This window comes from Gracilibacillus massiliensis (assembly GCF_001458115.1).
Classification (GTDB): Bacteria; Bacillota; Bacilli; order Bacillales; family Amphibacillaceae; genus Gracilibacillus; species Gracilibacillus massiliensis.
This window is the reverse complement of the sequence record NZ_CZRP01000011.1, coordinates 605,927-629,597: the sequence shown is the minus strand read 5'-3', so window position 1 is coordinate 629,597 and position 23,671 is coordinate 605,927. Positions and strand designations below refer to the sequence as shown.

The 23,671-nt window shown below is 34.7% G+C and carries 23 protein-coding genes; 4 read left to right on the top strand and 19 right to left on the bottom strand.

The window, feature by feature from the left end:
• The first annotated feature begins 13 nt into the window (after positions 1 to 13).
• Complete coding sequence (locus tag BN3107_RS06510; protein WP_058306805.1) at positions 14 to 646, top strand: YczE/YyaS/YitT family protein; 633 nt, start codon at positions 14 to 16, stop codon at positions 644 to 646.
• 635 nt (positions 647 to 1,281) lie between these two features.
• Here BN3107_RS06510 and BN3107_RS06500 read toward each other — a convergent pair.
• The 7 genes from BN3107_RS06500 to BN3107_RS06470 all read right to left on the bottom strand — a co-directional run bounded on the left by BN3107_RS06500 (position 1,282) and on the right by BN3107_RS06470 (position 6,837).
• A complete protein-coding gene (locus BN3107_RS06500; RefSeq protein ID WP_077065056.1) occupies positions 1,282 to 1,638 on the bottom strand; it encodes a response regulator in 357 nt (118 codons plus the stop codon).
• Positions 1,639 to 1,668: 30 nt separating this feature from the next.
• Positions 1,669 to 2,136 (bottom strand): chemotaxis protein CheW, encoded by a 468-nt coding sequence (locus BN3107_RS06495; protein WP_058306803.1) that lies wholly within the window; start codon positions 2,134 to 2,136, stop codon positions 1,669 to 1,671.
• 21 nt (positions 2,137 to 2,157) lie between these two features.
• Entirely contained in the window at positions 2,158 to 2,622 is a 465-nt protein-coding gene (locus BN3107_RS06490) for a chemotaxis protein CheX (RefSeq protein WP_058306802.1), read from the bottom strand.
• A 269-nt stretch (positions 2,623 to 2,891) separates the two neighbouring features.
• Positions 2,892 to 3,959 carry a siderophore ABC transporter substrate-binding protein gene (locus BN3107_RS06485; RefSeq protein WP_058306801.1) on the bottom strand — a complete coding sequence of 356 codons (1,068 nt, stop codon included), beginning with the start codon at positions 3,957 to 3,959 and terminating at the stop codon, positions 2,892 to 2,894.
• A gap of 217 nt (positions 3,960 to 4,176) precedes the next feature.
• Positions 4,177 to 4,944, bottom strand: coding sequence for an iron ABC transporter ATP-binding protein (locus BN3107_RS06480; RefSeq protein WP_058306800.1), 768 nt, complete (start codon positions 4,942 to 4,944; stop codon positions 4,177 to 4,179).
• Positions 4,941 to 5,894, bottom strand: coding sequence for an iron chelate uptake ABC transporter family permease subunit (locus BN3107_RS06475; protein WP_058306799.1), 954 nt, complete (start codon positions 5,892 to 5,894; stop codon positions 4,941 to 4,943). Before BN3107_RS06475 ends, BN3107_RS06480 begins: the two co-directional genes overlap by 4 nt.
• On the bottom strand, positions 5,884 to 6,837 hold the full coding sequence (locus BN3107_RS06470; RefSeq protein WP_058306798.1) for an ABC transporter permease: 954 nt from the start codon (positions 6,835 to 6,837) through the stop codon (positions 5,884 to 5,886). Before BN3107_RS06470 ends, BN3107_RS06475 begins: the two co-directional genes overlap by 11 nt.
• Positions 6,838 to 7,155: 318 nt before the next feature.
• Here BN3107_RS06470 and BN3107_RS06465 point away from each other — a divergent pair, with 318 nt between their 5' ends.
• From BN3107_RS06465 to BN3107_RS06455, 3 genes are all read left to right on the top strand, one after another.
• Entirely contained in the window at positions 7,156 to 7,758 is a 603-nt protein-coding gene (locus BN3107_RS06465) for an anthranilate synthase component II (protein WP_058306797.1), read from the top strand.
• Positions 7,759 to 9,474: an aminodeoxychorismate synthase component I gene (gene pabB / locus BN3107_RS06460; RefSeq protein ID WP_058306796.1), complete on the top strand. Its 1,716-nt coding sequence runs from the start codon at positions 7,759 to 7,761 to the stop codon at positions 9,472 to 9,474.
• 70 nt (positions 9,475 to 9,544) lie between these two features.
• Positions 9,545 to 9,973: a BrxA/BrxB family bacilliredoxin gene (locus BN3107_RS06455; protein WP_058306795.1), complete on the top strand. Its 429-nt coding sequence runs from the start codon at positions 9,545 to 9,547 to the stop codon at positions 9,971 to 9,973.
• 607 nt (positions 9,974 to 10,580) lie between these two features.
• On the opposite strand, the gene BN3107_RS06450 is transcribed toward BN3107_RS06455, so the two are convergent.
• The 12 genes from BN3107_RS06450 to BN3107_RS06395 all read right to left on the bottom strand — a co-directional run bounded on the left by BN3107_RS06450 (position 10,581) and on the right by BN3107_RS06395 (position 23,663).
• Positions 10,581 to 11,825 carry a C40 family peptidase gene (locus BN3107_RS06450; protein ID WP_082631246.1) on the bottom strand — a complete coding sequence of 415 codons (1,245 nt, stop codon included), beginning with the start codon at positions 11,823 to 11,825 and terminating at the stop codon, positions 10,581 to 10,583.
• Between the two features lie 936 nt (positions 11,826 to 12,761).
• Complete coding sequence (locus BN3107_RS06445; protein ID WP_058306794.1) at positions 12,762 to 13,394, bottom strand: YesL family protein; 633 nt, start codon at positions 13,392 to 13,394, stop codon at positions 12,762 to 12,764.
• Positions 13,395 to 13,459: 65 nt separating this feature from the next.
• Positions 13,460 to 14,299, bottom strand: a complete 840-nt coding sequence (locus tag BN3107_RS06440) for a carbohydrate ABC transporter permease (protein WP_058306793.1) — start codon at positions 14,297 to 14,299, stop codon at positions 13,460 to 13,462.
• A 3-nt stretch (positions 14,300 to 14,302) separates the two neighbouring features.
• On the bottom strand, positions 14,303 to 15,199 hold the full coding sequence (locus BN3107_RS06435) for a carbohydrate ABC transporter permease (protein WP_058306792.1): 897 nt from the start codon (positions 15,197 to 15,199) through the stop codon (positions 14,303 to 14,305).
• 90 nt (positions 15,200 to 15,289) lie between these two features.
• Positions 15,290 to 16,633, bottom strand: coding sequence for an ABC transporter substrate-binding protein (locus BN3107_RS06430; protein WP_058306791.1), 1,344 nt, complete (start codon positions 16,631 to 16,633; stop codon positions 15,290 to 15,292).
• Between the two features lie 125 nt (positions 16,634 to 16,758).
• Positions 16,759 to 18,300 (bottom strand): response regulator, encoded by a 1,542-nt coding sequence (locus BN3107_RS06425; protein ID WP_058306790.1) that lies wholly within the window; start codon positions 18,298 to 18,300, stop codon positions 16,759 to 16,761.
• Complete coding sequence (locus tag BN3107_RS06420) at positions 18,275 to 20,062, bottom strand: cache domain-containing sensor histidine kinase (protein WP_231735263.1); 1,788 nt, start codon at positions 20,060 to 20,062, stop codon at positions 18,275 to 18,277. The genes BN3107_RS06425 and BN3107_RS06420 overlap by 26 nt, the downstream gene beginning before the upstream one ends.
• Positions 20,063 to 20,160: 98 nt before the next feature.
• A complete protein-coding gene (gene crcB / locus BN3107_RS06415; RefSeq protein WP_058306788.1) occupies positions 20,161 to 20,544 on the bottom strand; it encodes a fluoride efflux transporter CrcB in 384 nt (127 codons plus the stop codon).
• Positions 20,541 to 20,957, bottom strand: coding sequence for a fluoride efflux transporter FluC (locus tag BN3107_RS06410; RefSeq protein ID WP_058306787.1), 417 nt, complete (start codon positions 20,955 to 20,957; stop codon positions 20,541 to 20,543). Before BN3107_RS06410 ends, crcB begins: the two co-directional genes overlap by 4 nt.
• 247 nt (positions 20,958 to 21,204) lie before the next feature.
• Complete coding sequence (locus BN3107_RS06405; RefSeq protein WP_058306741.1) at positions 21,205 to 22,935, bottom strand: IS1634 family transposase; 1,731 nt, start codon at positions 22,933 to 22,935, stop codon at positions 21,205 to 21,207.
• Between the two features lie 63 nt (positions 22,936 to 22,998).
• On the bottom strand, positions 22,999 to 23,250 hold the full coding sequence (locus BN3107_RS06400; RefSeq protein ID WP_058306786.1) for a fluoride efflux transporter FluC: 252 nt from the start codon (positions 23,248 to 23,250) through the stop codon (positions 22,999 to 23,001).
• Positions 23,247 to 23,663: a fluoride efflux transporter FluC gene (locus BN3107_RS06395; protein WP_058306785.1), complete on the bottom strand. Its 417-nt coding sequence runs from the start codon at positions 23,661 to 23,663 to the stop codon at positions 23,247 to 23,249. Before BN3107_RS06395 ends, BN3107_RS06400 begins: the two co-directional genes overlap by 4 nt.
• Between the last annotated feature and the right edge of the window lie 8 nt (positions 23,664 to 23,671).

The following is a 23,671-nucleotide window of genomic DNA, read 5'->3' as shown; positions in this document are numbered from 1 at the left end:
AGAGGTGAATAACATGTTAAAACTATATCAAAAAGGATTTATTTATTATATTATTGGGATTGTCATTTTAACGTTAGGTATTTCACTAACCATACATTCTCATCTTGGTACTTCGCCATTTGATGCACTGTTAGTCGGTCTCTACCGCACTTTTGGTTTAAGTATCGGTAGCTGGGAAATTGTAGTTGGCTTCTCGATCATCATACTAAATGCATTATTTTCCAAAACAAAGCCAGAATATTTCGCGATGTTAACCTCAATATTTACTGGAATTGGCATCGATAGTTGGTTATATATACAGGGATCATGGCTAACTCCAAACTCTATTTTTGAGCAGTCTATCTTCCTATTGCTCGGAATTATATTTACTGGGATTGGTGTTGCCATCTATTTAGAATCTAGCTTTGCCCCAAATCCCATGGACCGTTCCATGGTTATCTTAACCGATAAAACAGGGTGGTCTTTTAGTAAATCTCGTGCAATTATTAGTATCGCTTTAGTAATAGTAGCCTTTTTCTTTAATGGCGCAATTGGAATTGGAACCTTACTAAACGCGCTATTTTCCGGACTAATCATTCAAAGCCTCCGCCCATATGTTGTATCTTTTAAACAGAGAAACTATTCAAAAAAAGTAAAAGTAAGCTAAGAAAAAAGAATTTAGTATAACATCTCCTCCACCCTTACAATAACAGAACAATATATAATGTTGCGCATTATACGGAAACTGCGACATAACCTTGTGGTAATTTTGACTTGATGTAAATGTGTAGTATCCGCTCCGGCTTGGCCACTCCCCTTTCCATGGGTTTTTTCCTTCAGCTAACTTTTCCAAGCAAAAACCACTTGGAAAAGTGGATCTTCAGGAAAAACGAATCCCATAGGAGTTGGAGTGGCCGCCTACGCTGAATGAGATTCTACAACATTTACAAATGCTACTACTTTGGTTTCCTACTAAAAAAATAGTAAAAAAAGCCAATATGATTACTCTTGCTTAAGTTGTCGTATATATCAAAGCGAAGGCGTCCGCTTTCACTCCTGCGGGATGTTTTTACCCTAAGATCCACTTTTTAAGCGAACTTTGCTTAAAAAGTTAGCTTAGGGTAAAAACCCGCGGAAAGGAAAGCGGGCAAGCCGTAGCGGTTACAAAGCATATATAAAATCTCATAATTACCTCTTCAGCTATGTCGCAGTATGTTCCTACCACGCAATAAAAAAATCCAATCGATACAATTTTAATTGAAATTGCATCGTTTGGATTTTAGTTTGCTCGAATATTTTTTCTTATAATAATTTATCTAGGGTTTCTTTTACACGCTCTTCTGTAAATGGCTTGACAATAAAATCGGAAGCTCCTGCTTTAATAGCGTCCAATACCATTTGTTGTTGCCCCATTGCGGAACACATGATTATCGTTGCATTTGCATCTTTACCTTTAATTTCTTTTGTCGCTTCCACACCGTTCATCTCAGGCATGGTAATATCCATCGATACAATATCTGGATTTAAATCTTGATACATTTCTGTCGCTTGTTGGCCATTCTCCGCTTCTCCGATTACTTCATGTCCTAAATTAGTAAAAATATTCTTTAATTGCATGCGCATAAACGCAGCATCGTCAACGATTAATATTTGTGCCAATTCTTACCCCTCCATTAACTATGTATATGTTTATTCATCTGCAACTTGTTGTACTTCATCTAACTCGTCTAAACTTAATACGTGATTTAAGTCTAGTAATAACAACATACCTCTGTCTTCTAACTTGGCAACACCTTTCATGTAGCGATGGTCCACACCTTTTACTAATTCAGGTGCATCTTCTACTACTTCTGGGGATATATCGATTACGTCTGTTGCTTCATCAACAATGAGACCGACTTGTACACCTTGGACTTTCGCAATTAATACTCTAGTTTGTTCCGTTGGCTCCAATTCTTTCATTCCAAGTCTTGTTCTTAAATCAATTATTGGTGTTACATCACCCCGCAAGTTGATAATCCCTTTGATAAAATCAGAGGTTTGCGGTAATGATACAATCTCCTCTAACCTTTCAATAGATAAAATCTGATCAATATTAGCACCATATTCCTGGTTGTTTAGTTTGAAAATGATTGTTTTTGTCATCGTCTCTTCCATTTCATTCACCTACCCATTTTATTAATTTAATAATAGTGACATTTTCATATCGCCTACATTCTGATAATGTATAGCAACTTCTAATACTCTTTTAAACCCTGTCAACTTTGCTTGACCACTTATAATTGTAGGATGAGTAATATCTGTATCAATACCTGTATTAGCTAAATGGGTAGAAAGACTACCAGCTAACATATTCCCTAATTCCCCAGAAAAAGAATCCAACATTTCGTCTGAGATTTCCATTCCGTATAATGCTTCTCCTATCGCGCTAAATACCTTGTTGTCCGCCTGAATCAATAAATCTCCTTTAAAAGTCCCGCTATAACCAATTAATACACCGAATTCTACATTTAAAGGTTGAGTACTCATTTTTGGTGCTTCAAATTCATGGTCAATAGGTACAACATTTTTTATCGCTTGAACCGATCCATTATATAATTCTTTGATGATTTCATTTACTTTAGTTTCTGTCGATGATGACATATAACCATTCCCCTTATTTAATAAAAAATAGTAGTAATATAAAATTATTCCTTATAATTCATAATACCTAATTTGAAGCTATTACACAACAAAAACTTATAGACAAATAGTCATAACGCGAAATTTTCTCAGTATTTTGATACAAAAAAAGAGACTGATTCCGACATCAGCATTTACTGATGCACGAAAATCAGTCTCTTTATTGTCCATCTTCATAATGGATCATAAGACAGGTCGATCACTTTTGCTAAAAACAAAACGAGTTATCTTTACTTCAATGCTTCTACAACTTCTTCAATTTTTGCAAGTTCTGATTGAAGACCACCACCACTTAGATACCAAAGTGCTCCATCTAAGTAAACGATTTGTTCATTTTCATAAGCTGTCGTTTTTTGAATGATGTCATTTTCCATATCTGTATCAATGTTAGATTCGCCATTTATCGCTGCTGTACGATCTATAACAAATAATACTTCTGGATCAAATTCTAGAATTGCTTCAAACCCAAAGTTAGAACCATGAGAAGAGGCTTCAATATCTTCTGTTACTGGCTCGAAACCATATACGTCATAAATATAACCAAAACGAGAATTTGTAGCAAAACCTGATAAACTACCTTCGTTGTACATCGTTACTAAGCTTGTTTCATAGTTACCCGCTAGCTCCTCTACTTCTGCTAATGCTGTATCAAATTTAGCAAGATATTCTTCAGCTTCTTCTTCTTTGTCAAACATTTTTGCTGCTATATCTACTGAATCTAAAAAGGTATTCCAATAGTCATCCTGAGTAGTTCCGACGAATACTACATTTGGAGTGATCTCCTTCAATTGGTCATAAAATGCCGATTGACGTCCAGAAATAAAGATTACATCAGGTTCTAATGCAGCAATATCTTCAAGTAGTGGTTCCTTTAAACTACCTATGCTCGTATAGTCATCAGAATTATATTCCTCTAAATGATCAGGTAATGTATTTCCATTGGCAACACCTACAATACCTTCCACACCAAGAGTATCTAATGTATCTAAGAAACCATAGTCAAATACTACAATATTTTCTGGTTTTTCCTCAAGTTCAACTTCCGCAAAGTTATATTCTGTACCGTCTCTATCTTCTGTTCCCGAGATTGTTGGAGATATAGTCATCGGGTAGTTCGAACCTTCATCATCTGTTGCTTCCGTTTCACCTTCATTGTCTGATTCTTGATCCTCAGAAGTTTGATCTTCTGAAGCAACAGCCTCATCTGTTCCCTCTGTAGCACTCTCTTCATCAGTACCACAAGCTGCCAACAATACTGCAAAAACTAAAAATACTATAGCTAATTGCCATTTTTTCATTATACTCTCTCCTCTTATGTATCTTTTATTATTAATAATGATAATCATTATCATTGATAACAATTATCATTATACTGTTATTAATCAATATCGTCAATAACATTTTTCATTTTTTTGAATATTTTTACTATATTTGATGGATAACATACAAAACGGTCTAGAGAAAAAGAGCTTTTAAGGTAAAACTGTTTCTCTAGACCGTAAATAAATTTAAAAACTACGTTTGAGAATTAAAATAAACACAAATCCTGCATCCATCTTGCTCTTGAATTGGAATATTCATATCATAAATTTCTCTCAATGTATCTGAATTAATTATTTCATTGGTAAGACCATTTTTGACCAGTTTCCCATCTTTCATGGCAACAATACGATCTGAATAAACGGAAGCGAAGTTAATATCATGTAAGACAATAACAACGGTTCTCCCTAGTTCATTTACAAGTTTACGTAATATTTTCATAATTTGAACAGAATGCTTCATATCTAAATTATTTAGAGGCTCATCAAGTAGAATATAATCAGTATCCTGAGCAATCACCATCGCAATAAAGGCGCGTTGTTTTTGTCCTCCAGATAATTCGTCTAAAAACTGATCTTGCATATCGGTTAAGTTCATATATTCCAGTGCCTGATCGACGAATTTTTCGTCTTCTGCTGTTAGTCGGCCCTTGGAATATGGATATCGACCAAAGGAAACAAGTTCACGGATTGTCAAGCGAACATTAATAAAGTTTGCTTGTCTTAATATCGCAACTCGCTTAGCAAAATCATTAGACTTCCACTTTTTCACATCATTTTGATCAAGTAAAACCTCTCCTGTATCTGCATTCAATAACCTACTCACCATAGAAAGAAGAGTAGATTTACCAGCACCATTCGGACCGATAAAAGAGGTAATCGTTCCGGGTTCAATATTGACTGATACATCTTCTACGACAGACTTCTTACCATATAGTTTTGTTAGTCTCTTGATTTCAATCATCCTGAAGCCCTACTTTCTTTTAATAGTAAGTAAATAAAGTAAATTCCACCAACAAAATTAATAATAACACTTATGGTTGTACGCAATTCCAATACATGCTCCACCAGAAATTGACCACCAACTAAGGCGACAATACTAAACAAGCTTGCACCTAAAATCAGAGTCGAGTGCTTATAGGTAACGAAAAATTGATAGGAAAGATTCGCAACAATTAATCCAAAGAACGTAATAGATCCTACCAACGCTGTCGAGGTGGCAATTAAAACCGATGACAATATTAAAATATTCATTACCATCCGATCATAATTAATACCCAGGTTTATCGCATTTTCCCGACCAAGCGACATCACATCTAGTTTTTTCATAATGAAATAACCATAAATAAACGCGATAATCAATATTCCCAAAGCAATATATAGTAACTCCGCCTTTACTTTTGTAAAAGATGCAAATAATTGTGATTGCAGTCCTAAGTATTCGACTGGATCAATTAACACTTGTAAAAATGTTACAAAACTACCTAAAAGTGTGCCGATAATCATCCCGATTAATAAAAGTAAGTAGATCGGATACTTATCAGGTCGAAATAAGAATCGATATAACAGTAGGGCAAATACAATCATTGCTATAATCGCTGCACCAAAATTCAAATATTTATTAAGCACCCAAATCGACATCGAACCTGCAAAAAAGTATATTAAAGTCTGCACGACTTCATACATGGAACCAATACCGATCACACTAGGGGTTAAAATCCGATTATGAGTGATCGTCTGAAATACGACAGTTGAATAGGAAATCGCAACTCCAGTGATCACCATTGCGGCAACACGAATCATCCGTCTTGGGAAAGCATAATCAAATCCACCTTTAATATCATAGAACCCATACAAAAGAATACTGATAATCACCAATATAAATAACAAAATCATTTTTGTACTATTTCGCATATGCTCTCCCCCTAAGCAACATAATTAAGAAGATTGCACTGCCTATTACTGCTACCGTAACGTTTACAGGTATCTCATAAGGGTGAATAATGACACGGCCAATAATGTCACAGATTAAGAGAAAGACAACCCCTAATAACATCGTATGCGGGATGATTTTCCGCAAGTTATCACCTAAATAAATCGATACAATATTAGGTACAATTAATCCTAAAAAAGGAATAACCCCAACAGTTAACACTACTGTTGTCGAAATAATCGCAACAAGGAATAAACCTATATTTAGTACTACTTTATAACTTAATCCTAGATTTTTTGCGAATTCTTCACCCATTCCGGCGACAGTAAATTTATTTGCAAAGAGATATGCTAAAATAATAGCTGGAATACTAATATATAAAAGCTCATAGCGTCCAGATATTATTAACGTAAAACTCCCCATTAACCAAGCCGAAATATTTTGGATCAGATCCGCTTCATATGCAAAAAAAGTGGTAATCGATGATAAAATATTTCCGTACATAATCCCGATTAACGGAACAAAAATAGCATCTTTAAATTTGATACGATCTAGAATTTGCATAAAAATAAATGTTCCAACTAAAGCAAATGCAAAACTAAAAATAATTTGCTGTGTGTATGTAACGTTTGTAATAAACAACATAGAAATTAAGATTCCTAGTTTTGCAGCATCTAACGTACCTGCTGTTGTTGGAGACACAAATTTATTACGACTTAACGCCTGCATGATTAACCCTGCAATACTCATGCCCGCACCCGCCAAAATAATTGCCAGTAAGCGTGGTACCCTGCTTATTAAGAAAATATGTGTTTCGTCTGAATTCCAGTCAAACAAATCACTAATACTGATATCAATCGCACCTATAAATAATGATATGAATGATAGAATAATGGTAGAAATAATTAATATCCATAATTTCATATGTAATCCTCTTAACCTATTAAATTCTTATCACGATAATTGAAAATGATTATCATTCCAAGTACGTAGATAATTATAATTAAATATGAAAATAATGTCAACCTGAAATTACACTATAACAAAGAACTTCAATTATTTATCCTCCATATACTTCACTTTTTAACCTTTGTAAATTACGTTATAATAAATTGAAACATCAATCAGTAAATTAGCTTCCATTTAAACTAGACATAATTTCTATGCTATTTTTGTTTAGGGAATTGTGAAGACTCAAACTGTGATAAATTCGTAACTCTATATTTAAGTGAGGGAAAGCTCATGATTGTGATTATCGATAATTATGATTCATTTACATACAATCTAGTACAATATTACCGTCAAATGCGAGAAGATGTCGTTGTATTTCGAAACGATAAGACGTCAATTAATGAAATTGCAGCAATAAATCCTACCCTTCTGGTCCTATCTCCTGGACCAGGGTCACCTGCAGATAGTGGAATTTCATTCAAAGCTTTAGAACATTTTCATAAAGTAATTCCTGTTTTTGGTGTCTGTCTCGGGATGCAAATTATCATTGAATTTTTTGGTGGTGAAATCGTCCCTGCAAGTAAACCGATGCACGGGATGACAAGTACGATCCACCATAAAAATGATGGTATTTTTCACAACTTGCCTGCTTCTTTTAAGGTAACGAGATATCATTCTCTTGCAGCCAACAAAAACTCTATGCCAAATGACTTATTAATAACCGCCCTAACAGAAGAAAATCAAACAGTGATGGCTGTAAAACATCAGCTCTTACCAATAGAAGGAGTCCAATTTCATCCAGAGGCGATTTTAACTGAATATGGTTATGAGCTTGTCAAAAATAGTCTGAAAATGAGAGATCAAACGGTCAACTATCGAAGGGAAGTGTTGTAAATGAAAGCATTTCTACAGTTCGATTTTAAAGGTATGGAGAGCACATTCACAAATCCAATCGAGATCATTACAGCAACCGAAATAGATCGTGTGCCCGAGGCTTTCGTAAAAATAGAAAATGCTTTACAGAAAGGTTATTACCTTGCTGGATATGTTTCATACGAAGCCGCCCCAGCTTTTGACGACAGTTATAAAGTAAGAGCCGAGAGTTCTTTACCATTACTTTGGTTTGGAGTTTTTAAGGAGAAATTAATATATCCTATTAAAAAGAAAGAAGCCTTACCATACTCTATTTACAGGTGGAAAAATACCATGAGCAATGGTCGCTATAATCAAATGATAGAGAAAATCAAATCACTCATTGGACAGGGCATTACATATCAAGTGAATTTCACTACAAGGTTAAAGGCAGAGTTTGAAGGAGATAGTTATTCATTTTACAAGCAGTTATTAAAAAACCAATCGGCCTCCTATAGTGCATATTTCGATCTAGAGGATTTTCAAATTTTGTCCGTATCACCCGAATTGTTCTTTCAAGTTGATAAAGGAAAAATTACAACAAAACCGATGAAAGGAACGATCAAACGAGGAAAAACATTAGCTAGTGATGTAGAGTTAAAAGAGCAATTGAAAAATTCCAAAAAAGATCAAGCAGAAAATGTAATGATTGTCGATTTATTGAGGAATGATTTAGGTCGAATTGCGAAACCAGGAACGGTCCATGTAGAAAGTTTATTTGATATAGAGACATATCCAACTGTACATCAAATGACCTCTACAATTACGGCTGAATTAGAAAAAAATAGTGTTTTTGATTGGTTTAAAGCATTATTCCCATGTGGTTCTATTACAGGTGCTCCTAAAGTAGAGACGATGAAATATATTGCTGAATTAGAAGATACACCACGCGATGTGTACTGCGGAGCGATAGGATTTATCACTCCAGAACGTCAAGCAACTTTTAACGTTCCAATCCGTACAGTTGTTATTAAAGATGGAGTCGCGACTTATGGAACAGGAGGCGGGATAACATGGGAGTCAACGTCTACTGCTGAGTATCAAGAATTAATGCAAAAGGCAGCGGTTCTTCATCAACAACGACAAGACTTCTCACTATTAGAATCTATTAAATTGGAAAATGGGCATTATCCTTTATTATCTTATCATTTTAGTAGATTAAAGCAATCGGCTGACTATTTTCAAATTTCCATTAACTTTGATCATCTAAAAGAACAATTAGAAAATGTTGCTAAAGAGAATTCAACTGGTCTATTTAAAGTAAGGTTACTGGTCCATACAGATGGAAATTTCGAAGTAGAATATCAGCCAATAAACAAATTATCCAATCAAATACAAGTAGCTATTGCAAAAAATCCAGTAGATAAAGAAAATAATTTTCTCTATCATAAGACAACGAATCGATTATTATATCAGGCTTTTGATCAAGATATGCCTGATGAGGCAATGACGACACTTTTATGGAACGAGGATGGCTTTATTACGGAATTTACAATTGGTAATATCGTATTAGAAAAGAACGGTACTTACTATACTCCTCCTATTACAGATGGGCTGTTAGCAGGTACTTATCGAGAAAAGTTATTAAATGAAGGTAATTTAATAGAAAAAAGGATTCGCTTGACTGATATAAAAAATTTCGATCAAATATGGTTCATTAACAGCGTAAGAGGTTGGTTAAAAGTTACAGTTCTATAGAATCATATATGTCGCTAACACTGTACCTTTTTTGTTAAAATTGGATTACACGAAATTTAGGAGGTTAAATATGAATGCATATGAAGAATATATGAGAGAAATGGCACAACCAATGCGTGATGAATTAACAAATGCTGGCTTTGAAGAATTACAAACGCCTGAAGAAGTCAACGAATTTATGACATCTAATCAAGATACTGCGCTAATCGTGATAAATTCCGTATGTGGTTGTGCAGCAGGACTTGCGCGACCTGCTGCTATCGAGTCACTAAAACATGATAAAAAGCCTAATAAGATTGTAACGGTCTTTGCGGGGCAAGATCGAGAAGCAACAGCGCAAATGCGCGATTATTTCGATGGTATCGAACCTTCTTCCCCTTCAATGGCAGTAATCGTTGGTGGTGAATTAAAACACTTTATACCTCGAGAACTAATTGAAGGATATGAAGTAGAAGATATCGTAGAGCAACTAACCGCAGCATATCAAAAATACTGCTAAACTCTAGCAAACGAACGAAAAATAACCGGCTTAGTTGCCGGTTATTTTTTTATCTTATTGGCATAGTAGACACAAACTGCGAACTTGTGACAATTCGTTTAAAGGACTTAGATGAGTGTAAATCCAGCGCTACGGAAAAACACTCCCTTTCCGGGGGCACGGCTTCAGCTAACTTTGGAAAGAAGAACACTTTCCAAAGTGGATCTTCAGCTCGTGCTGTTCCCCCAGGAGTGTCGCATTTTTCCTCCGCTTTGTATAGACGTCTGTTCAAGTACGATGAAATAATCTATCTTATCAATATTCTTGCAGCTACTTTATTTGTAGAACATTACTAAAGCGTAGTCCATTTACGTAGACTCCAGCGGGAACAGCGTCTTCCGAAGACCCCGCAAGAAAAGTGCTCTTTGCTTTTTTGAGGAGGCTGAGGTGACGCCCGCGGAAAGCGAAGTAAATGGACGGAGCTTTTTGTATACCACTTATCATAATTTCAAAGTGAGCAGTAACTCTTACTTCGCAGTTTAGTTTTACGGGAGAGCGGGTAATTACTTATATATAGATACAAAAAAGCAAATGACTTTAATGGAAAGTCACTTGCTTTTATTAGTTATTATTGTGCGACACGGCGTACGTGGCCAGAAAATGTTGAACTCCAATAACCACTCATGCTCGCTATAGCAACGCCTGTTGAACTTTGAGCACCGATAAACTTATTATTCCCTAGATAAATACCTACATGGCCATTTGTTTTATAAGTGTTAAAGAAAACTAAATCACCTGGTTTTGCTTCACTCATTGATACTTTTGTACCTACTGATGATAAACCAGAAGTACTTGCAGGTAAGTTAATACCAGCTTGTCTGAATGCCCAGCTTACAAATCCAGAACAATCAAATCGACCATTTGCAATATCGGAAGCAGTTCTTCCACCACCAAATACATATACAGAGTTACCGATATAACGATTACCAACAGTCATTGCAGTTTGTAGAGCACCACTACTTGCTGAGGCTGGAGCTGATGAGCTATTGGCATATTGTTGGATAGCACTATTGTTTGTAGAACCATTTGATTGATTACTTCTTTCAGAAGAGGAATTATTTGCAACTTGTTCTTCTGCTTCTTTTAAAGCTTTCTCTTTATTTGCTAAAACTTGGTCTTCTATTTTCAAATCATCTAAAACATCACTATTTTCTTCTTCTTTCTTACTTAATTCTTCTTTTAATTCTTCGTTCTCTTCTTTCTGAGCAACGATTTGTTTTTGCATTTCTTCATATTCAGCTTTCATAGACTCTAAATCTTCTAATTTATTATCTAATTCTACTTTACCTTTTTCTACTTCCAATTTATCTTGTTCTTGACTCTCTAAAAGATCTTGATCTGCTTGAGTAATTTTATGTACTAGAGAAACGCGATCAATGAAGTCTACGAAACTAGTAGCTCCAAATACCACTTCTATATAGCTAGAAGAACCACCATTTTCTTGAAGCGAAGAAATTCTTTCTTTTAATATGTCACTTCGTCTGTCAATATTTTTTTGAATATCAGCAATCTTCTGCTCTAGTTCCTCTGCTTCGGCTTCAACAGATTGCATTTTTTCTTCTGTTTCTGCTATTACTTCTTCATTAGCTTCAATAGCTTCATCATAGCGAATAATATCTTCATTTAACTTCACTAATTCTGCTTTAATTTCTTTTAATTCTTCTTCTTTATTATCAATATCTGACTGTAATTCGGATCGCTGTGCTTGAATTTCCTCTTCCGTTTCAGCACTTACTGTTTGCACAAAAAACAAACTAGACATTACCGTTAAAACTACTACAGAATTTTTGACTAAACCTTTTATTTCTCGCACTCGCTTCCCCTACTTTCAAACAAAATTTTAATAGATCAAATTTTTCTCTATGTATTAAAAACCAGTTTCAGAAAAGGTTTTCATGTTGTCTATCTTTAGAACCAGACTCATTGTAACATAGAAAGATTTCAGCCATGTTATATAAATGTTACAAAAACATTTCAATATTATGATTTCTTATGTTAATATCTGTCGAATCACCTAATTAATAGAATTCAAAATTAAAGAAGCTGGTACAAAAGATTTTTTATGCGTATTAGGAACAAACTGCGCAATAACCGATGTGTATTTATTAGCCAAAGTGGTAATTTTGAAATGTATTGTCAGATAAACATCCGCTCCGGCTGCCCACTTTCCTTTTACCACGGGCACAAGTGCAACATCTACTCAAGCAAGCTTTCGTAGTGTTTTCTATGAAGTGGGGTTTTACCTTCAGCTAACTTTTTAAGCAAAGAACGCTAAAAAAGTGGATCTTCAGGTAAAACGTTCCCACAGGAGTGAAAGTGGGCGGCCTGCGCTTATTATTTACCTACAATTATTTTGACAGGTAGCATTTTGATCTGTTACATTAATAATTCTTTTTTTACATTGCAGAAATGGCATAATGCTACCTCATGCTAGCTTTGTAAAATATCAAATTAGCGTAGGCGTCCGCTTCAACTCCTACGGCATGTTTTTATCCGAAGATCCACTTTGGCAAGCGGTTTTTGCTTTCCAAAGTTAGCTGAGGAAAAAAAGCCGTGGAAAGGAAAGCGGACAAGCCGTAGCGATTGCTAAGCAGTGTTATTATCTCAAAATTACTACTTCATGCACAGTTTCCTGATATTACGTAACAATGCATTTTGCTTCTTTTCAGTTTAAGGTTAAGAAAATTGTTATGTCCAAGTCTCAATTAATAGAATACAAAAAACGAGCCGATCACAACGGCTCGTTTTTCTATAAATCGGTTAATGTTTGATTTTTATTATACGATTGTTTCTGTTGTATCTTATCAAATGCTTTAATGGCAGGCATCATTAAGGCGACTGCTAGCAAACTCAAACTAAAAAATAAGGCTAACCCTTGAAATTGCCACAGTATAAAGATGATGCCAAATGCTCCAAGACACATTACTAATGTAGGCATTGGGTTTAGTATCATGATAAAAAAAGAGCTTTTAATTATTTGAAAAAACTTCATTTCAAAATATACGTATACTGGAAATATATACAACGCTGTTAATGAAAATAGGATACTAATAAAAATAAAGGGGATAGTAAGTAACATGATATAATCATTCGGCACTAATGTTATAAATAAAAAATCCAAATATAAAACGTAAGCTACTACAACCATTAAATACCCAAGTAAATTACTTTGCAATAATGATTGATTAAACGCTCTCCAAAACGTTTTAAAAATAGCAACATCAGAATAACCGGTCACCCATTTTCGAACGACTGTAAATGTCGCCGCTGTAGCAGGGAAAATACCGAATAAAACTAAGCCTAACAAGGTGAATCCTAACCATAATAAATTTAAATATGCTATTTTCGTTATCCATTCAAATGCTTTATTTAATGCACTCATGCTACTATCCCCTCCAAAAATATTTACAGAGGTAATAGTTAGAAATTAACAATTACCCCTATTAATTACCCTTTTAACCCACTAGTACTAATACCTTCTACTACATAACGTTGGAAAATAAAGAAGATAATAAATACTGGTACTAATGATACAACCGACATCGCAAACATTGCACCCCAGTTAGATACGGTTTCATTACTTAAGAACATATTTAATGCCATCGATACCGTGTATTTAGATGGACTGTTTAAATATAACACCGGTCCAAGTAAATTATCCCATGTCCAATAAAATGTAAAAATAGCCGTAGTTGCTAATGCTGGTACAATTAATGGAAGAATAATTCGATAATAGATCCCAAATATATTTGATCCATCAATAATCGCTGCTTCATCCAATTCTCTTGGTATTGTTCGAATAAATTGAACAAGTAAAAAGATAAAAAATGGATGGCCGAAGTACGCAGGTACAACTAATGGTTTTAATGAGTTTAGCCACTCCAATTGAGCAAAAATGATATATTGCGGAATCATTACTACTTCATAGGGAAGCATTAATGTCATGATCATAATCGCAAACCAAAAATTACGTCCTGCAAAATTAAGTCGCGCAAACCCGAAAGCAATTAACGAACAAGATATTAAGTGACCAATCAAAACTAATACGACAAATATCGCTGTATTCGTAATAAATGTTCCGAACCCGTAATCTCCGAAACCTTCCCAACCTTGAGCATAGTTAGAGAATACAAATGGATCTGGAATTAATTGATCTGCTGTTACAAATATCCTCTCACTTAATTTAAAGGAACTCATCACTAACCAAAATACTGGATACAATAACAGAATGGCAAAACCACCAACGATAATATGATAAATAAGTTTTTTGATATTTTTTGGTTTCATCAGCTATTTGCCTCCTTCTGATTCATAGTGAACCCAATATTTTGATGATAAAAAGATTAATGAGGTTAGAATCGCAATAATAATTAACATTACCCATGCCATTGCAGAGGCATATCCCATATGGAAAAATTCAAAACCTTGTTTAAATAAATATAGGGAGTAAAGCAATGTTCCATCTAAAGGACCACCAGTACCTTTTGAGATAATAAAGGCTGGTACGAATGTCATGAATGCTGCTATCGTTTGCATGATCGCATTAAATAGAATAACTGGGCTTAACATCGGAATTGTAATATTAAAGAATTTCTGAAAGAAACTAGCTCCATCCACACTAGCTGCTTCATAATAACTTTGTGGAATCGATTTAAGACCTGCCAAGAAAATTAACATGGATGAACCAAATTGCCAAACGGATAAAAAGATTAACATCCATAAAGCTGCTGTTGGATCCCCAAACCATCGCACAGGATCAATCCCCATCGTTAATAATGCAATGTTAACAATACCATCATCACCAAATATATTTCGCCACATAATAGCTACCGCGACACTACCGCCAATTAAAGATGGTAAATAATATAGAGTACGGTATAATCCTACTGCTCTAGAAGCTGTATTTAATAGCATTGCTACAATAAGCGCAAATATCAGTCGAAGAGGAACACCCACAAAAACATAAATAAATGTAATTTTTAAAGAATGTAGATATCTGGGATCAGATGTGAACATTTCCTTAAAATTATCTAGTCCTATCCACCTCGGCGCATTAAAGAGGTCGTAACTTGTAAATGAAAAATAAAAGGAAGCAATAATAGGAATAATGGTAAAAGCTAAGAAACCAATAATAAAAGGTCCAATAAAGATATATCCCCAAAGGTTCTGTTTCATATTTGTCTGCATTTTTATAGTGACTCCCTTCCGATAAAGAGTAGTTGAACAACAATAGCTGACCACTTAAGGATCAGCTATTGCCTTTTATATTGATGACAATTAGTTTCCTAAAATACTTCCTGCTTGTGTTCTGAAATGTTCGGCCGCATCCTCCGGAGTAATTTCGCCATAAGCGATTTGCTCTGAGAGGTTACTCAATAATTCAATAATTTCACCTGCTCCTGCTGGATCTGCTGCTCCCATTTCTGAACTATTCTCTTCAACCCATTCAATGTATTCAAAAACTTCTGCTTGAGAAGCTGATACTTCTTCTTTTAATGCTTCTTTTACAACAGAAGACACTGGTACACCACGATCGCCAAGAATTAATTTATTTGCTTCGATATCGTTAACAAAGTAGCTTATAAATTTAGCTGCTTCTTCTTTTGCTTCCGAATTTTCTGAAACAGAGAAGAACATACTAGGTTTTAGGAATAAACCATCTGCCACATTCGGACCTGGCATAGGTGCCATATCAAATTCATGTTCAGAAATATCTTCTAATCCAACGAACTGGTTAGACCATTGGAAAATACCAATACCTTCACCTTTTACAGTTGGATCATCTTCTGGTCCAGCTAATTGAGCCAAGTAATCTGGTGTTGGTGTAGCTTCTTTTTCTACTTGCCCCTGTACCATAGAGAAGAAGTCCACGAATAACTGATCATCCTCATAACCTAAACCGCTTCCATCTTCAGCATATAGACGTTTCCCGTTCTGACGTAAGAAATAGTTAAAAAATACATCTGCTTGGAAACCAGTATCAAAAAATACTCCTGCATCCACTGCTTTTTGAGACATTTCTTGATAATCTTCCCATGTCCAATCTTCTGGAATTTCATCAATTCCTGCTTCAGCTAATAATTCTGGATTATAATGAAAACCTACCGCATTTACCCCTAAGTTAAAGCCATAAATTCCATCACCTACTGTACCACCGTTAACAACATCTTCTGATATATTTTCAACATCAATTTGATTACCTAAAAATGGATTCAAATCTGCTAATTGGCCATTATCGGCATATTGTGATAAATAAGATAAGTCCATTGCTAGAATATCAGGTAATTCATTTGCTGCAGCCTGAGGTGCTAGCTTTTGCCAATAATCATCCCAACTAGCGTATTCTGGTTCAATCGTAACGCCAGGGTTTGCTTCTTCATACATTTCAATTACTTCTAGTGTATAATCATGACGTGGTTGAGAACCCCACCAAGCAATTCGTAATGTGACATCTTCACCACTAGCTTCTTCTTCTTCTTCTGAAGCATTGTCATCTGTTGTCTCTTCCGTTGCATCCTCGTCTGTGTCTCCACCTGTTTCTTCAGATCCCTCATCGCCACCGCAGGCAGCTAACCAAAGAATCATCATCATTCCTAACAGTACTAACAAAGATTTTTTCATTTCTTTCCCTCCCCTTTTTTATTCGCTGTAAGCGATTACAGTAATATCATATCAGATTTAATCTCGATTGTATGATAGAAAAATCAGTGGTAAATGTTTAAAAAAAAGAGGAAATTGTAACCGTTTTATTCTCCGTCATTTGTTTTAATTATCTCGGAAGGCGTAAACCCTTTCATTCTTTTAAACAATTGGCTAAAATATTGAGGATTATTACCAAACCCTAATCTCTCCGCTAATTCAAATACTTTAATATCTTCCTCAGACTCTATTATTTCAACAGCTCTATTGATTCTGGCATTTGTTACATATGATGAGAAACGATGACCGGTTTCTTTTTTAAACGTTTTTCCTAAATAATCTGCATTCATATATAAACAATTGTTTGCTAACCATTGTAAAGTTAGTTCTGGGTTTTCAATTTCCTCTTCAATACATTCCTGCATTTGTCTCACAACTTTTGAATATTTTGTAGGATGTTCCACTTGTTCAACCATTCTCTGAAACAAATCTTTAAAGAAATGAATGAATTTTGAAATATGTTGAAAGTCTTCTAATTTACCGATTGCTTGTACTCGATCTTCAGTAGAATACTTAGAGTGCTTACTCATCAACAATAAATATATTTGGATAAAATATCCTCTTGTCGTTTTTGGACTTATTTTATGCTCTTTTAATTGACTGATAAAGTCTTCTAAATATTTCAATGCTTCCACTTGTTGGTTTTTCTTTAAATAATACATGATTTTATCAATGTCAATTTCTATATCTGAATGTAAGTTTTCATAAAATGACATCCAATTATGGTGGTTAACACTACTATAAGCAGGAAGGTAAAATAATTGCTGAATCATATCTTCCATCTTAGGAACATCTTTTAAATTTTGTTTGGTATAACACTCTGTAGACACAACACTATAACCACTTTCGTAGGAAAAAGGAAGTGAATCTAAAAATCCATACACTTCTTGTTCTGAAATTCTTTTTGGCATCATTATAAGTATTTTATTTTCTATAAAAGTGGTTATAACTTCAGGTTGATCCCAATGGTTTTTAATCGATTGCACTACATCGATAATTTGATCATATGAAACGATTGCTTCCATATCGATATACCAAAAATAAAAGGCTTCAGAAGCATACACTTGTTCTACTAGACTTTTCATTTTTCTTTCGGTATCATCTGTTAACTTCTGATACAGGAAAAATTGTTTCACGATTTCCTCTTGTTCTGAAAAATTGTTTTTCGTGACTTCTTCTTCCATTACTTTCATATAAGTTAGTGCTTCTTCCTCTTCTTGCTTTTCTTTGACTACTTCTTCTAATGCCTCTGCAATATTATTCTCGTTACATGGCTTTAACAGATAGTGTTTTACACCAAAACGCATTGCTTGTCTGGCGTATTCAAATTCATTGTATCCAGATAAAAAAATCCATTTTATATCCGGATAGTGTGCTTTTGTCTTTTTCACTAAACCTATTCCATCTAATCCTGGCATTGTTATATCTGTAATTACAATGTCAGGTTCATTTTGGGAAATAAAATCAAATGCTTCCAGACCGTTCATTGCTCTACCCACTAACTCGGTTTGATGCTTAGACCAATCAACAATTACCGATATGCCGTCTAGAATCATTCGTTCATCATCTACTAACAATACTTTGTACATAAGCTTGTTTCTCCTCCCTTGGCAACATGATCGAAACTTTGGTACCTTTTCCTATCTCACTATCAATTTTCAATCCATATGGTTCACCAAATAATAACTTAATTCTTTCATCTATATTTCGTAACCCAATCCCTGTACCTTTTGGTTGATATTCGCCTGTTTCAATTTGTTCCAGATATGCTTTTTGCATGCCTGGTCCATTATCTTCCACATGAATAATAAAAAATCCCTTTTCTTCTATAACAGATAGGTGAATTTTACAAACTCCAATCATTTCCTGTAATCCATAACGAATAGCGTTCTCTACTAATGGTTGAATAATAAACTTAGGTACTTGCTCAGATAAATATGCCTTTGGTATATCTTTGGTAAATGCTAACCTTTCTTCAAACCGATAACTTTGAATGGTTATATAATGTTCTGCGATCGATAGCTCTTCTTCTAACGAAATTAACGTGTCCTTCATATTAATAGAAGCACGTAATACATATCCTAATGACTCCGCCATTTGCGATATTTTCTTTTCCCCTACAATTTTCGCTGACCAGTTAATCGATTCCAGTGTATTATAGAGAAAATGTGGGTTGACTTGAGCTTGTAATGTTTTAAATTCTGATTCCTTAATTAATAATTGCTTTTTATAATTTTCTCCGATAAGGTAATTAATTTGATTCATCATTTTTTTAAAATTTTCATGCATTTGTCCTGCTTCATCTTTGGTTAATTCGTTTTCAATACCAACATCATAATAATCAAGGTCACCTGTCTGAACTTTTTTCATTTTCTTATTTAAACTTTCAATTGGATTTACGATGGTACCTGTAAACTTTGAACCTAAAAAAATCATAAGCAAAAATAAAGCAAAATAAGTTATAAAAACAGCAGTTCTAGCCTTGGTTATAACTGTAAACAAATTACTGTAAGGCGTTAAAATCATGTAAGTCCAATCCAAATGATTTGCTTCCGAATAGGTAAGAAAGTAGCGTTCATCTTTGTATTTTATAATTTGATATCCTTGTTGATTTTTTTGCAAATACTCAGAAGGATTAATCGAATCGATACCATCTTCTTTAGCAAATACGATGTTGTCATTCTTATCAAATATTAAAAAGTCTGTTTCCTGTTCTGCTAAATTATTGGTAAGCTCATTCATAATTTCATGGATATCAACTCGTACACCCACCGTGCCAAGTCTCTCAAATGAAAAGTCCATATACTCTCGTATATCTCGGACTGCCATCACAGTTTGATCTCTTTCAGAAGGTGAGACCCAGTTCACTCCACCTTCCTCTTGCTTTGCCACTTCCTTCATAGTTTGTAGTCTGTCATCAGACAAATTCATCATGAAATTACCGCTGGCGTATTCCTTATCAAACACATCGTATACTTGAATTGATTGGACATATTTATTTAGAGCACCTATATGTAATAACCGCTTTCTTAATTCGTTCCCAATCATAAACATATCATAGCTAGAATCGGTACTGCTCAATTCTTCTAAATAGGATTGAACATAAGCGTCTGTAGAAATCTGATAAGATAAACGTTCCATTTTTTTTAGTTCGGCTTCTACTGAGTTGGTGGATACCTGTAATGCTTGAGCAGATTGACGATATATTTCTTTATTATATAAATTAAAAGCATATTGTAATATCGATAAACCACCTATACTAAAAGCGAGCAAAACCAACGAAGTTAGGATTATCATTTTATACTTCAGACGTAAATTCAAATAATATTGACGGACTTTTCGAAACATCATCTCACCTCGCTTTATTGTTAACGCTTTCAGTTAAGTGCACTATTATTATATGGGCAATTAATAATAGCGTCAATTCAAGAAAAAATTCTTAAGCGAATTTAAGAAGAGCTAACGATAACAAATCCCAGAGTAAATAAAAATAGTGATCCTACAATACTTATCAAAACATAAAAGATCAATTCTTTCCATTTTTTTGAACTAAATAATTGAATTGATTCTACGCTAAAAGTAGAAAATGTCGTGAATGCTCCAAAAAAACCGATCGCTAGACCTAGATAAATGGGATCTGAATAACTACCATTAGAAAGAACTCCATCATATAAACCCAAGAATAAACCTAAACCGAACGATCCAAGTAGATTTACAACAAGCATCGCCACCGGAAAACGTGGTTGCTTGTATCTTTTCTTTAGGCTCATACCAAATAAATAACGACTAACAGCACCTATTGATCCACCTATCATAAGTAGGGCAATATTCATTTCGCATTCACCTCTTTCCTTTGATCCTTTACTTTTGTTGCTATGTTGCTAGCAATTAAATAACCGCAAAGTGCTAATAAGATACCACCTAATACTGATCCACCTATATATATCAATACTTCTACTAATGAAGATTTAACAAATAAGGTGAAAGTATCTGCTGCAAAAGTAGACATTGTGGTAAAACCACCACATAGACCAACACCTAAACCTACTTTCACCCATTCTCTCGGAATGAGAACAATAAACCAAGCGGTCAGAAATCCTAATAAAAAACTACCAATTAGATTTTCTAATAGTGTTTCAACCGGATAAATGGAATCACTTGTTATAATATTTAAACTGTAACGACCATATGTCCCTATAGCTCCACCTACTGCAATCGCTACTATGTTTTTCCAATGGTTAGTCATTTTGAAATCACCTTCTACAAATACTAAGTTTCTACATATTCATTACTTTATATAATATACGGTGTAATGATCATAGTCCAAAAAAATAGATTTTTGTAAATATATGTGAAAAATTTTGTTTGAAATGTGTTAAGGTAAGAACTATAAAATAAGACATTAATCCTGAGTTTTACAGTGGAATTAGACAAAAACACCCCTTCATCCCTTGGCGCACAAAGGAAGAAGGGGTATCTTATTTTTCAACTTTTCATCGTGAAATAGACCCTTTTTTCGTCTTCCCTAAAATTTTTTTAATTTCTCCTAATTTCCTATACCTTTTCGAGAAATCGATGTGAAATTTGGTTCCTAATTCTTCTAGAATGTCATCATAATAATCAAATAAATAATAATTCTGAGTGAGTTCCGTGCATTCCGCCTGACGTAAACTATCCAATAAATTGGCGACGCTATGCTTGCCGTCTGATTCTACCTGTAAAATACGCGCAAGCACAAGGGAGACAAAGCACGTAAGAAAATGGGCTTCAATGTGTTCTTTTCTGGATACGTAAACCGGTCGTGCTTCTAAGTCACTTTTGGTAATACGAAACGTTTCTTCAATTTGCCACAATCCCCGATACATATCAATAATCGCATCATCAGCTTCCCTGTATTCGCTTGTAATCAGCACATAGTACCCATCTAATGCTTCTTGTTCTTGTATTTTCTTCTCATTGAGGTGCAGTTGTTTCTTAGGTGTTAAGATTTCTCCTGTCGTTTTGTCGAACGCAATATCTTTAATATAGTTGCTTGCTCCAACGGATGTGGCTCTCTTATAAGCGCCAGGATTCTCCATTAATGCTTTCGCTTTTTGAATGACTTTCTCTCGTTCATATTTGGCTTTTTTGGCATATTTCGCACTCCAAAATACCACTTGTTTTTCATGTACTTGCTTTTTCATTTTGGATCCATTTTTCGCTGTTACCAGAATATCTCTTGGGTACAATCGGGACTTTCGCTTGTATTCCTTTCCAACCCATTGATAGTCTGCTTCGTTTTTGACATATTCTTTTAATTCTTTATTGGCACCACGTACCGACATACTGAATACATAGCCGTCTTTTGCTGATAAGGTAAACCAGATATTATCCCCCGTTGTCATTCCCTTGTCCGCCACAACTACGGCTCGTTTTATACCATAATCCAGTTTCAATTTTTTTAAGTTGGGACGATACGTCATACAATCATTGGTGTTGCCAGGGAATAGTTGATAAGTGATCGGTATTCCCTGGTTATCCATAAACAATCCCATCTGCACAATCGGATTCGGTCGATGCTCTTTCGACACTCCTTTACGCCGCATGTCTGTTTCATCGATCGTATCGGACTCAAAATAATAATTGGTCACATCATAAAAAACACGAGTGGTATCCCGTCCATATTGACTAGTCACTTGGTTATGTAGCCATTTCAACAAGTCATCCTTTTTTTCATGAAAGAAGGTGAGTGCGCGGTATACATCCGCCAATTCAAAAGTGTTTCGTTCAAAAAATAAAGAACGAGAGGCAAACGACTTCGCCTTGGAACCGGGATACAATAATCGCGTAAAAATTAATAATTTGAAAATAATATTAGGGTCAAAGGCAAAGGAGCGACGTCTGGCACGATTTTTCCAAAAGGTATCTAGCTGTAACTGATGATAAAGTTGGCTCAGGATCACGTGTCCAAAATTTTTGCGATAGTCCTTCTTCTTTTTTATCTTTTCGTTCGGAGAAAGTTCTAGTTGTATCGGTTCTTTTTGTGCTGCTTTCGCTTTCTTTAATTCCTCTACTCGTTTTTTAAAATGAGCAATCGGGTCGTCGTATTCTTTTTCTAATTCATCCAGATATCCCAAACTTTCTATGGTTACCTGACGAGCATATTTTTTCTCTTTATCATAATAAGAATCCACAATCGATAAATGGATACGGCCTTTTTTGTTTTTCGTTTTTTTCAGATACACGTTATCACCTGTTTCGTTACTCGTTTTTATACTTATTATATCATGTTCCGTCATAAAACGCTATTAAAATATGACGAAAAATAAAATAAAAAAATAGCGCTCTAGGTTGTTAGAGCTACTTTTGCGCGACTTGTATGTGAAAGAGTACTGTAAAACTACCGAGAATAAACCTAAACCGAACGATCCAAGTAGATTTACAACAAGCATCGCCACCGGAAAACGTGGTTGCTTGTATCTTTTCTTTAGGCTCATACCAAATAAATAACGACTAACAGCACCTATTGATCCACCTATCATAAGTAGGGCAATATTCATTTCGCATTCACCTCTTTCCTTTGATCCTTTACTTTTGTTGCTATGTTGCTAGCAATTAAATAACCGCAAAGTGCTAATAACATACCACCTAATACTGATCCACCTATATATATCAATACTTCTACTAATGAAGATTTAACAAATAAGGTGAAAGTATCTGCTGCAAAAGTAGACATTGTGGTAAAACCACCACATAGACCAACACCTAAACCTACTTTCACCCATTCTCTCGGAATGAGAACAATAAACCAAGCGGTCAGAAATCCTAATAAAAAACTACCAATTAGATTTTCTAATAGTGTTTCAACCGGATAAATGGAATCACTTGTTATAATATTTAAACTGTAACGACCATATGTCCCTATAGCTCCACCTACTGCAATCGCTACTATGTTTTTCCAATGGTTAGTCATTTTGAAAT